Origin of the sequence: Acinetobacter sp. NBRC 100985 (assembly GCF_000241225.1) — a bacterium.
Taxonomy (GTDB): domain Bacteria; phylum Pseudomonadota; class Gammaproteobacteria; order Pseudomonadales; family Moraxellaceae; genus Acinetobacter; species Acinetobacter venetianus.
In genome coordinates this window covers 1-12,595 of record NZ_BAEB01000009.1, presented here as the reverse complement: position 1 = coordinate 12,595, position 12,595 = coordinate 1, and the positions used below count along the sequence as shown (strand labels likewise).

At 38.1% G+C, this 12,595-nt stretch carries 7 protein-coding genes and 2 pseudogenes; 5 read left to right on the top strand and 4 right to left on the bottom strand.

Annotated features, from left to right (window positions below; translation table 11 throughout):
- Both ACT4_RS02950 and ACT4_RS02945 read right to left on the bottom strand, forming a co-directional pair.
- On the bottom strand, window positions 1–984 hold a 984-nt coding region (locus ACT4_RS02950), incomplete at its 3' end, for a glycerophosphodiester phosphodiesterase (RefSeq protein WP_007479692.1).
- Window positions 985–1,155: 171 nt separating this feature from the next.
- Window positions 1,156–2,769, bottom strand: coding sequence for a phosphoethanolamine transferase (locus ACT4_RS02945; protein ID WP_007479691.1), 1,614 nt, complete (start codon window positions 2,767–2,769; stop codon window positions 1,156–1,158).
- A 326-nt stretch (window positions 2,770–3,095) separates the two neighbouring features.
- Here ACT4_RS02945 and ACT4_RS02940 point away from each other — a divergent pair, with 326 nt between their 5' ends.
- The 3 genes and pseudogenes from ACT4_RS02940 (at window position 3,096) to ACT4_RS02930 (ending at window position 8,513) form a co-directional block, all read left to right on the top strand.
- Window positions 3,096–6,200: an efflux RND transporter permease subunit gene (locus ACT4_RS02940; RefSeq protein WP_007479690.1), complete on the top strand. Its 3,105-nt coding sequence runs from the start codon at window positions 3,096–3,098 to the stop codon at window positions 6,198–6,200.
- 303 nt (window positions 6,201–6,503) lie between these two features.
- Window positions 6,504–7,841 carry a magnesium transporter gene (gene mgtE, locus ACT4_RS02935; RefSeq protein ID WP_004878299.1) on the top strand — a complete coding sequence of 446 codons (1,338 nt, stop codon included), beginning with the start codon at window positions 6,504–6,506 and terminating at the stop codon, window positions 7,839–7,841.
- 77 nt (window positions 7,842–7,918) lie between these two features.
- Window positions 7,919–8,513, top strand: a pseudogene (locus ACT4_RS02930) (DUF4112 domain-containing protein).
- Window positions 8,514–8,575: 62 nt separating this feature from the next.
- On the opposite strand, the gene htpX reads toward ACT4_RS02930, so the two are convergent.
- Together htpX and ACT4_RS02920 are read right to left on the bottom strand one after the other, a co-directional pair.
- Window positions 8,576–9,481: a protease HtpX gene (gene htpX, locus ACT4_RS02925; protein WP_004878303.1), complete on the bottom strand. Its 906-nt coding sequence runs from the start codon at window positions 9,479–9,481 to the stop codon at window positions 8,576–8,578.
- Window positions 9,482–9,695: 214 nt separating this feature from the next.
- Window positions 9,696–10,576: pseudogene (locus ACT4_RS02920) on the bottom strand (lytic transglycosylase domain-containing protein).
- Between the two features lie 495 nt (window positions 10,577–11,071).
- Between ACT4_RS02920 and ttcA the strand changes: the two are divergent.
- Window positions 11,072–11,977: a tRNA 2-thiocytidine(32) synthetase TtcA gene (ttcA, locus tag ACT4_RS02915; protein WP_004878305.1), complete on the top strand. Its 906-nt coding sequence runs from the start codon at window positions 11,072–11,074 to the stop codon at window positions 11,975–11,977.
- Window positions 11,978–12,172: 195 nt separating this feature from the next.
- Window positions 12,173–12,556, top strand: coding sequence for an SCP2 sterol-binding domain-containing protein (locus ACT4_RS02910; RefSeq protein ID WP_004651955.1), 384 nt, complete (start codon window positions 12,173–12,175; stop codon window positions 12,554–12,556).
- Window positions 12,557–12,595: the final 39 nt, after the last annotated feature.

Genomic DNA, 12,595 nt, shown 5'->3' with positions numbered 1-12,595 from the left:
AAGTGACTCAGGTAAGAAGTTGTTTTCTGGGCGGAATGTATAAGGGTGAACTTTTAGCCCAACATTATGTGCATCTTGAATAAATGAGGTAGTTTCAGTCATCGCCGCATCTTTAAAGACATAAACTTTCCATGGCCCTACGCCATTGGCATAGCTCGATACATCTTTTAAGCCTTGAGCCGTTGCCATATCGCCATAAGTAGTTGGGTTTTCAGCTGCAACGTAATCCGCTGGACGCGCAGTTTGTTCATCATATAGCTGAATGAGTTGTGCATGTTTCACACTTTTATGGAGATCAAGCTGCTGTTTTAGATATTTTAAATTGCCCACTTCAAACGACTGTAAGTAAATTGGTGCAATGTCTCGCGTATATTGATACTTTGCCAGTGTTTGCAGCAACTTATCTTCCATGGCTAGATTTTGATTTTGGAAATAAGTAGGGTGTTTGGTCTCAATGTACAAACCAATAATTTTTCCAGTTTTCTTATAGTTTGTATTTGCAAGGTCAATGATTTGATCCAATGTTGGAATGTCATATAAATCATTATATTGTGTGTTTTGAGGACGGTACTGTGGGATACGCTCACGCGCTTTTAATTGTTGTAATTCTTTTAGTGTAAAGTCTTCAGTGAACCAGCCTGTTAGTGTAACACCATCAATTACCTTGGTTTTCTTACGATCAGCAAATTCAGGTACATCTGCGACATTAGTTGTTCCACTGATTTCATTTTCATGACGTGCTACTAATACGCCATCTTTAGTCGATACTAAATCTGGTTCGATGAAGTCAGCACCATCATCAATTGCTTTCTGGTAAGACTCAAGTGTATGTTCAGGTCGAAGAGCGCTTGCACCACGATGACCAACCACTAATATTTGGGGAAATTCATAAGTAGGTTGCTTTGAGTTTGAGTGATCGTTGTTATCGTCATTACAACCTACAAGGCTAATTAGGCTAAGACAAATGACTGCTTTTTTTAACATAAGTAAGCTCATGCGTTTTTATCAAAGCAACTAGTTTGCAAGTGTTTTTTATCAAACGGATGACAAAAAGATGATAGTTTTGTGAAATCTATAGGATTTCTAAGGCGAATAAATAAAAACCGAGCCAATCAGTTTTACCAAAAAATAAAGCTGATTGATGAACTAAATCTTTTAAGATTTATTTTGCCAGTAAGGCCAATTTGCTTCTGGAGTAAAATGATAATTATCATCTTGCCAATAGGATTGATGGCTGGATGATTTATCTTTTAAGCCCATAATGTGCATCAGGTTATTATCTAATTCGGCGGTGTTTAATGTTTTGGTATTATTTACACCTGCGATACGTTGTCTATCTGACCACATAATGACAGGAACTTGATAACCTGCTTTGGTGTTGGGACTATGGCCTGCATAATCGATTTCATGTCCAACCTCATTACCGTGATCTGAAACCACGGTAAATGATCTAAAGTCAGGAATATGATCAGCTTGTAATGTATCCAGAAATTTAGCTAACAAAGAATCTTCGTATAGCACGGCATTGTCGTAATCATTTCTTAATGCACGAATCCAAGGATCAATATTTCTATTTTTTAGATCAGTTTCAACTAGATCATTACTATCACTGGTAAATTTATTAAAAGCGACTGGATAACGTTCTTGATAATTGGGATGTGCACCGATTAAATGAAGAATAATGAGCTTTTTAGGTGCTGGATCGGCTAACGCTTGTTGGTAAATTGGAATGAGATTTTCATCTAATGAGGTGCTGCTACGACCTGAACGTTTATTCTTATAAATTGCTTGGTCTGCATAAGAGCCAAATAGAGACGAAAGGTAACTATCATCTTGGTTGCTTAACCAATAAATTTTATAACCTGCTTCACGGGCATATGCTAAAACACTTTCAGGTGAATATTTGTCATGTTCAGCAGCGGGACTTTCAGTAAGTAAAACACGTAAAGCATTAATGGTCGATGGTGATGGAGAAAACGCATTACAAAATACCTTGATTTCTGATAGCCGTTTTTTTAGCTCAGGCGTTGTATCTCGAGAATATCCACAAACACCGAGATTTAAACTGGTTAAGCTTTCAGAAACAACCAAGACATGGGTTTGTTTACCTTGAGATTGTCTTGTTTGTATTAGGTTTTTATGTGCACTGACATCCCATTGTTTATGAACATTTTTATGCTGTTTTATACGACTTCTAAAATCCTGAATTTTAGTCTGATAATCACTCCAAAAGACGAATGGATGTACTTTTCGAGACGGTTTCATTATATGGCTTGTCAAGCAGAGTAAAGTCAAGAAAATAATCAGGCTACGGAATAAACGACTTTGCCAAAGCTGCTGAAAATGTTCTGGTTTTACAACTTTATAAATTGCGTAACTATAGAAAGCAATCAGAAGCACTAAGCCAGTGAGCACACCGATTACTGCTACTCGATGAAGCTGTAGAAACTCCCAAATTTCCTGCTGATTAGTATTGGCAATCGCTTCGATTATGAAGTACGCTTCATTATCACTACTAAATAAAAACCAAGTGCTTGATCTTAAGAGTGAATCAAGTAGAAATATGAACCACCAGATCAATGAAAAACACAACCAGTATCTTTTTTTGCGTGAAATGGCTAGATAAATAAAAAGCACGCCAGGTAAGGATAAAAAGCCTAGACGTAAACCGTCTGATAAATTTCCTGCAAAAATGAGCAAACCGCCAGTGATGAGTGCTGGAAGTAGAATAAGTAGCAGAATATTAAAACTTTTTAAGCTGGCCTTCATAAATGCCTAGTAAAATGGGGAGGAGAGAGTTAGGCGTGCTAATATCTGTTTTAGTTGATATGGTGTCAATCTTAATTTGTGAAGTATTTGATTAGACTGTAAATTAATTTATATCGCATGATTTTGATGACTCAATATTTTGGGCATCGTGTTTTATAAATGTTGTTATTTTAAAATCCATTATTTCTCCTCATTTCCTTGTATTTTGAAATGATATGTTAAAAGAGATAGCGTTTACTTGATTGCTCGGTAATGATCACAAACGCAACTCCCAAAATGATTATCATTTGAAAAATTGACTGTTTCAGCATATGGAATGAACAGCCATGCTATCTAAGTTTTTTATTGAGCGTCCGATCTTTGCAACCGTGCTAGCGATTTTGGTGATGGCATTTGGTATTTTTTCGACACTCAATCTCCCTGTTGAACGTTATCCCGATATTGCCCCTCCTCGAATTACCGTTGCTGCGACTTATAGTGGTGCTGATGCACAAGCGGTTGAAGATAGCGTGACACAGGTGCTTGAACAGCAGATTAAAGGGATTGATCATTTACTGTATTTTAGTTCCAGTAGTGATGCGAGCGGAAATAGCAGAATCAGTTTGTACTTTAAGCAAGGTACTGATCCTGATCAAGCACAAGTTCAAGTGCAAAACGCAGTTAATGGTGCAATTAATCGTTTACCAGAAGATGTACAACGTCAAGGCGTGAATGTTAGAAAGTCATTAAGTGACTCTTTCATGGTCATCGGTCTTGGAGATAAATCTGGCCGATCAACAAATATCGATATTTCTGATTACTTAACCAATAATTTTGAGTTAAATCTCAGCCGTATTGAAGGAATTGGCGAGGTCAATGTTTTTGGTTCGCAATATGCAATGCGGATTTGGCTTAATCCTCAAAAATTACAAAGCTATCAATTACAGGTCAGTGATGTTCGCACTGCGATTGAAAATCAAAATACACAAGTTGCTGCTGGTGCGGTTGGTGATTTACCAACGATAGATAATCAATATCTCAATGCTAAAGTAACCTCAGGTTCACTATTACGTACCCCTGAACAGTTTGAAAATATTGTTATAAAAGCCAATACAGATGGCAGTTTTGTTTATCTCAAAGATGTAGCGCGGGTTGAAGTTGGTGCTGAAAATTACCAAGTCTTTAACCGCTTAAATGGCTATCCTGCTTCTGGTCTATCTTTATCATTAACAGTCGGTGCAAATGTGATGCAAGTTGCCGATGCTGTATATAAAGAAGTAGCACGCTTAGAGAAAACTTTACCAGAAGGATATTTTGTTGTTTATCCACGAGATGATACACCTTTTGTAAAAGAGTCAATGTCACAAGTCGTTTCAACATTAGTTGAGGCAATAGGGCTGGTTGTGCTTGTGATGTTTATTTTCTTACAAAACTGGCGAGCTACATTAGTTCCAGCAGTAACAGTACCCGTTGTAATTTTGGGAACTTGCGCAATTCTTGCCGTTCTTGGTATGAGCATAAACACACTGACTTTATTCGCCATGGTATTAGCGATTGGCTTGTTGGTTGATGATGCGATTGTCGTGGTGGAGAATGTAGAGCGTTTAATGCATGAACAGCAGCTAACCGCGAAACAAGCTGCAATTCAATCAATGCAAGAAATCAGTGGAGCTTTGGTGGGGATCACGCTGGTATTGACGGCAGTCTTTATTCCGATGTCGTTTTTTAGTGGTGCGACGGGGATCATCTATAGACAGTTTTCGATTACGCTGGTTGTTGCGATGGGGTTGTCCCTGTTAGTGGCTTTGATTTTGACTCCTGCTTTGTGTGCAATTCTATTGCAACCACAACAAAAACAAGCACGCTGGGCTGTCTGGTTTAATAAAAGTTTAGATTATATTAAAGCATGCTATCTCAATGTTGCTAGTAAGGTGATTGGTATTAAAGCGATCGCTTTGATTGTGATGTCTTTATTAATCTGCAGTTTTATTTGGATTTATCGTGATTTGCCAACCAGTTTTTTACCTCAAGAGGACCAAGGCTTATTAGGTGTGCAGTTTAGCCTCCCGCAAGGTTCGCCGATGAGCAAGACTGAAGAGGTTGGTAAGGTTGTTTCTGACTATTTCCTTGAGAATGAAAAAGAAAATTTAAATGGTGTGATGGTCATTCACGGAAGAAATTTTTCAGGAACGGGTCAAAATTTAGGGCAAGCTTTTATATCGTTAAAACATTGGGACGATCGTAAGGGAACTGAAAACAGCGCACAGCAAATTCGTGCCAGAGCAATGAAATATTTCTCTAAAAATAATCAAGCTCGCATCATGGTGGTCATGCCTTCAGTGATTCGTGGTCTAGGTAATTCAGATAAAATTGACTTTTGGTTGCAAGATATCAAAGGCTCAGGACGCGACAGTTTGGTCGATTCTTTTAAAGAATTACAGCAGCAAAGTAATGCAATTGATTTTGTCGAAAATCTAGATAAAAAAGGCAATGATGACCAAGCTGTTTTAAATATCAAAATTGATCATAAAGCAGCAATGATTCATGGCCTGAATGTCAGTGAAATCAATAGAACTTTATCTACTGCTTGGAGTGGTAGTTACATCAATGATTTTATTGATCGTGGTCGAATCAAGCGTGTTTATTTACAAGGTGATGCTCCATATCGTTCAAAACCTGAAGATCTAAGTGCTTGGTATGTGAAAAATGCCAATGGACAAATGGTGCCATTTAATCAGTTTAGTCAGATTGATTGGCAAGGCGCACCACCGATGCTTGAGCGTTTTATGGGTTATCCTGCAATTAGTTTAGATGCTGACGCAGCGAATGGCTTTAGTAGTGGACAAGGAATGCAGGCAATTCAAGGTTTGGTTGATCAAATGCCAGATGTTGGCTTGGCTTGGAGTGGATTGTCTTATCAAGAACAACAGTCTAGCAATCAAGCAATTTGGTTGTATCTCATCTCTGTCGCCTTTATTTTCTTATGCTTGGCTGCGCTCTATGAGAGTTGGTCAATTCCATCAGTAGTAATGGCTGCAATTCCGCTTGGTGTTGGCGGAACGATCATATTTAGTTATTTGTTTGGTTTTGCCAACGATATCTATTTTCAGATCGCATTACTCACCACAATTGGTTTGTCATGTAAAAATGCCATTTTAATGGTGGAGTTCGCTGCAAGTCTGCAACAACAAGGAAGGAGTAGCTTGGATGCTGCACTTGAGGCAGCAGGTTTGCGTCTTCGTCCAATTCTGATGACGTCGATTGCTTTTGGGGCTGGTGTGATTCCACTTATGTTCTCAAGCGGCGCAGGGGCATTAAGTCGACAAGCAATTGGTTATAGTGTATTTGGTGGTGTGGTATTCGGAACGATTTTAGTACTGATCTTTATTCCGTTTATGTATGTAGTAGTCACCACTTTGTTTAAACCGAAAATCAAAACTGAAACGATCTAGTCAAATGACTTGTATTACTCATCAATGAACAGTTCAAGTTGAAAGTCATTCGCCTCTTCACAATTTGAATTGTTCATTTTTGTTGTCTAAGTTGAGAATAAAAAGAAATATTTGTAGTATTGCCGTGCCGTATAAGCGGTTAAATGAGGATTAATTCCCTAAATGGACACGCAGAGTTGTAGTTTTTCTAAAATTACATATTTTTATATTGATCAAAGTCAGAATGAAGAGCGCTTAACGACAGTACAATAATAATCTGTCTTTAAATCTTCATTACTGATGATTTGTAGTGAAGAGGCAGACATGAGCTACAACAATTTTTTATATTTATTAAGTGATGCATTAAAGAATAATCACATTGAACTTGCCCTTGAGTCAATTAAAACGTTCAAGGCCGTAGATATTGCTGATGTATTGACACAGTTATCTATTGATCAAAGTCAGTTGTTACTCAAACATTTGCCTGAACGTGCTTATGTTTTTTCCTATCTTCCCCCAAATGAGCAAGTGAAATTAGCCAAAGTTATGCCTAGAAATACCTTGGCAGAAATTATTGGTGAAATGTCTTCTGATAAACGTGCCGATGTTTTTAAGTGTTTAGACGAAGAGCAACAAAATGCATTGCTTCCAGCTTTAGCTCAAGCCGAACGTGAAGATATCCGCCAGTTGTCTTCTTACATGGAAGGTACGGCAGGGGCGATCATGAGCTCTGAATATGCAACCTTAAAACCTCAGATGATGGTGAAAGATGCGATTAAGATGTTGCGATTAGAAGCACCTGACACAGAGACCATTTACTTTGCTTATGTCTTAGATGAAGCGCGTAAAATTTTAGGTGTTTTGTCATTAAAACAGCTCATTCTTGCTGCCGAGGAACAAAATATCAATGAACTCATGGTCACTGATGTTCTAACTGCCTATGTGGATACGGATCAAGATGAGGTTGCAAAGACTATTGCTCGTTATGATTTATTGGCGCTGCCAATTATTGATCGACAAGGCATGATGGTGGGAATCGTAACCTATGATGATGCAATGGATGTCGCAAGTGAGGAAGCTACAGAAGACTTCTTAAAGGTAGGGGCAGTCAATGCATCTACGAAATTAAGCATCAAATCTGCGCCGATTTTGCAGCTATATCAAAAACGCGTATTTTGGTTGGTATTCTTAGTATTTGGTAGCTTACTTTCTGGAATTGGTATTGCACATTATGAAGATGTCATTGCACAGAACTTAGTACTGGTCTTTTTCTTACCTTTGTTAGTTGGTAGTGGCGGAAATGCAGGTTCACAATCCTCTACACTCATGGTTCGAGCTTTAGCAACAGGTGATGTTCAATTCAAAGATTGGTTTAATCTACTCGGACGCGAGAGCCTTGTTGCATTATGTTTGGGCGGTACAATGGCAGTCGCCGTATCATTACTTGGATATTTCCGAGGGGATGAAATGGTTGCGTTGGTATTGGCTCTTAGCATGATGGGTATTGTGTTAATGGGCTGTTTAATTGGCATGAGCCTACCGTTTATTTTAAATAAGGTTGGGCTTGATCCTGCTAGTGCATCCGCACCTTTGGTGACATCGATTTGTGATGCAACAGGCGTCATCGTGTACTTATTTATTGCTTCGATGATTTTATTCTAGTAAGTAATAATAATTGTACCGACAAAACTAAAAAACTACTTTATTCTCAATACATAAACGTTGTTTAGGTTAAATGAATGTCTAATCAGACCCAACAAAAAAAATTAACTCAACAGCAAGCCATTGCTGTTGAAAGGGACTTAGCTAAATTTGCAAATACGATGGATAGTTTGGTGCGTATCCCATTTACTAAGCAAGGTGTGGGCGCCGATGCTGCGTTAAGTACAGTTCCTTTTGCAGGTGATATCGCTGGATTTATTTTGACACTTTATGCTTTTAAAAAAAGCACGAGAGGTTGGAGTTCCTCAACATAAATTAAATGGGGTGGTTAAATTAGCCATCATGGATATGTTGGTTGGATTCGTACCAATCGTTGGAACGTTATTTGATGTATTTATTCGCCCAAGTCGCAAGACATTAGAAATCGTACATGATCATATTCGTGAGGAATATCAGGTTGACAATGATATTCATGTGGTACATCCATTCTTACATGAGTCTTTAGAGCAAAAGCAAAAAAAATCAGCTTTTTGGCGAAATCCTATCGTAAGCTGGATTTGGTTACGTATTCCAGACTTATTAGGAATAGCCGTTGTTTTGTTATTACTGATTGCACTATGGGCTGGTTTTAGCTATGCATGGCAGCTCTATCAATCTTTCAAAGCTAGTTAACGAATTTGTGATTAAAACAATAAAGCCTCCAAATGGAGGCTTTATTTTTCATCTATTTTTGATTATTGAACATTTAATTGCTGTAACGCAGCAACACGTTGTTCAATTGTTGGGTGGGTTTGGAATAAAGCTGCTAAGCTAAAACCTTGTTCCTTACCTTCCGCAATTGCAAATGCTTTCATTTCTTTAGGCATTTGATCAGGCATTTCAGATTCTGCTTGTAAGCGAAGTAATGCAGAAATCATTGCCTGTTTACCTGCTAAGCGTGCGCCAGCTTCATCTGCGCGATATTCACGTTGACGAGAGAACCACATCACAATCGCAGACGCCAAAATACCGAATACGATATCAAGTACGATGGTAATCGCAAAATATGCAAGACCGGGTGCTTCACCATCTTCACGACCAAACACATTACGATCAATAAAGTCACCAGCAATACGTGCAAAGAACATGACGAAGGCGTTTACAACACCTTGAATCAAAGCAAGTGTCACCATATCGCCGTTAGCAACGTGACCAATCTCATGTGCAAGTACTGCACGAAGCTCATCTTTATTCATACGCTCTAATAAGCCTGTCGAAACAGCTACCAGCGCATCATTTTTATTCCAACCAGTCGCAAATGCATTTGACTGATAAGATGGGAAAATACCAACCTCAGGCATGTTAATACCTGCACGTTGAGAGAGTTGAGCAACTTCTTGTAATAACCACGCTTCAGCCTGATTACGAGGTGCATTAGGGTCGATTAATTCAGTTCCAGTGGTTTTTTTAGCCATCCACTTTGACATGAGTAGGGAAATAATCGAACCCACCATACCAAACACAAAACAGACGACTAATAGGTTGCCTAGGTTTAAGCCACCCGCGCCATGGTAACTACCGACACCGAAGAGTGACAAAATAATGCCAGCTACAACCAGTACCGCGAGGTTGGTAAGCAAGAACAAACCAATCCGCATCATTGAGAAAACCCTCTTATAGAGAAAAAGTGATCTGATTTACAAATTATAAATCATAACGTTAATATGCAGGGTGAACCCTAAAAATTCAAGCAAAAATTATGTGCAGATACATTTAGCTAATAAAATAATGAATTAGCAGAGAAACAGTTACTTAAAAGTCATTTTGAACAAAAATAGATAACAAAATCATCACATGAGAATTGGTTATAGATTCTTAATCACTCAAACGGATGTGCGCGGAAGCGACGGCATTTGCTGTGGTATAGGTTCCAGCAGGTGCATCTGTAAAAGTACCATCAGCAAGTGTGATAATTTGACGATTATATTGTTTAGGTGGTGGAGTGGTGGTTGGAGAGCTGGAATTGTTAGAACTCGTGTAGTTAGCTGATTGCGCTAATACTTGCCCTGTCTGATTATTATTACTTGATTCTGAAAGATTAGTACCTAAACCTGAAGCATAAAGATTTTGGTATCTACTGGTGACGCGACGGACGTAATCCTGTGTTTCACGGAAAGGGGGTATCCCGCCGTATTTATCAACATTGCCTTCACCTGCGTTATACGCTGCGATTGCAAGACGTGTATCACCATTAAAACGCTTGAGAAGCCAACTAAGGTATTTGGCCCCTGCAAAGATATTTTGTTGCGGATCATAAGCATTGCTGACATTAAAACGACGCGCAGTGGCAGGCATTAATTGCATCAATCCTTGAGCACCTACAGGCGAACGTGCCTTGATATTAAAACCAGACTCAGTATGCATAACGGCTTTAATGAGGCCTTCTGAAACACCATGTTGTTGTGCGGCTTGTCGAATCAGCTGATCAAAAGCATTTTTATTGCGGCTATAACTAGGCAATACAGATGCTTCACTTGCTCCCCAATTTGAATAGCTATGAATATTACTATCAGGGTAGTAAGTTGCTTTGACAACTTTTAAATGACTATATTCAGCTTTCTTCTTGTTTGTGAGTAGGGTTGTGCCATTGGTATCTTTAAATTGATAAATCGTCTGCCCAGCGTAAGCTGACACTGAACCATTTAGAAAACCGATTGTCCCCAAGCAAAGGGCAAAAAATAAGTTGTTTTATCCATCGTTATAATATTCACAAAACATATGCTTAAGTTCTTCTCAGCAGTTTAACAAAAAAAATCATAAAAAGTACTTTGACTACAATTTTTTTATTTTTCACTGTCTAACAAAAAGCAAGTCATTTTGTTCGAATGTTCAGCAAAAAAAATTAAATATTTTTTTTGAAAAGTAACTATTGACTTATTTAAGTCATTGATTTTATTTTAATAAAAACATTGGTTAAAAAATGATCAATTTAATGCGAAGCCTTATTTTAAGATAAAAGCACTTTGTCAATAGCTAAGAAATCCACAATTTTATCCACAGCTTTTGTGGAAAACTGTGGAAAAGTTTGAAATATAAGCAATCCAGACAATTTGTACTTATTTAGATCACAATTTATCTAGTATGAAATCGAAATATGACGATTGAAAGAAATTGAAAAATTCTTTAGATGCGCAATTTTTCGGAATGAGATAAAATCTGTCGGTTATTTTGTTTATGGGTAAATCACGTCTATGTACGCGCCAGTGGAGTCCAACCAAGGATTTAATTTCAAGCCAGAACTTCCGACAAGTTCAGCGTATTATCGTTTGTTGAAAAAGCTTCGTCGTCAAGTAGGGCATGCAATTCGTGATTACAACATGATCGAAGATGGCGATAAAGTCATGGTTTGCGTATCTGGTGGTAAAGATAGTTATACCTTGCTCGATATCTTGTTGCAGTTCAAAAGAATTGCACCGATCAATTTTGACATAGTTGCGGTAAACCTTGACCAAAAGCAACCAGGTTTTCCTGAGGACGTTTTGCCACGTTATATGGAAGAGAACAAGATTCCATATTACATTCTTGAAAAAGATACCTATACCATTACTAAACGTTTAACACCTGAAGGCAAAACATATTGTGCTGTGTGCTCGCGTTTACGTCGTGGTTCGCTTTATGGCTTTGCTCAAGAGATTGGTGCAACTAAAGTTGCATTAGGTCATCACCGTGACGACATCATGGCGACTTTCTTCTTGAACCTATTCCATGGAGGAAGTTTAAAAGCGATGCCGCCAAAACTTCTTTCATCGGATAAAAAGAATATCTTAATTCGTCCTTTAGCGTATGTAGAAGAAAAGGACATCATTAAATATGCTGAATTACGTCAGTTCCCAATCATTCCTTGTAACTTATGTGGTTCCCAAGAGAACTTACAGCGTGCGATTATCAATGATATGTTACGTGAATGGGATAAGCAGCATCCAAAACGTTTACACAGTATCTTCGGCGCTTTACAGAACGTTTCACCGTCACAATTAGCGGATCGCGATTTATTCGATTTTGAGGCATTGGATGGTCAACGTGAGTTTGATATGAAAGATCCAGAAGAGATGAAAAACCGTCTTGATGTGGTAAATCTGAGTTTTGCAGCTGAGTAAAATGTAAAATTTTTTAAAAGGCACTTTATTAAGTGTCTTTTTTTATAATTTTTTTAAAAATTGAATAGTGCGTACAAAAAATCATAGCCTAAAATAAAAATTACATGCTATAACAGGGCACGAGCAAATTGCTTCATGAGATGTCGTCTGGATAGCCGGCACAAGAAATTGAACAAATACATTTGAGGAATAATCATGGCTGCATTTTTAACTGATGATTGGTTTGCAACTGTTGAAAAACTTACTGCTGAAGCGGGTGATTTAAACTTACCACCAGCGCTTGCGAATTTAGCGATTAACTTAGTTGTAACAGATGCAGCTGGTAACACAGAATTAGCTTTAGATGCAGGTAAAATCCAAAAGGGTTTGTCTTCAAATGCTAAAACTACTCTAAATATGGATGCTGAAACTTTACGTAAAGTTTTCCTTGAGTTTGATATGGCTGCTGCGATGCAAGCATTCATGACGGGTAAAATCAAAGTACAAGGCGACATGTCTCAGCTTATGGCTTTACAAACTGCTAAGCCAAGCCAAGAGCAAAAAGATTTATTCAAGAAAGTACTTGAGCAAACTGCTTAATTTATTTTCGCATAAAAAAAAGCTACTAACTAGTAAGTA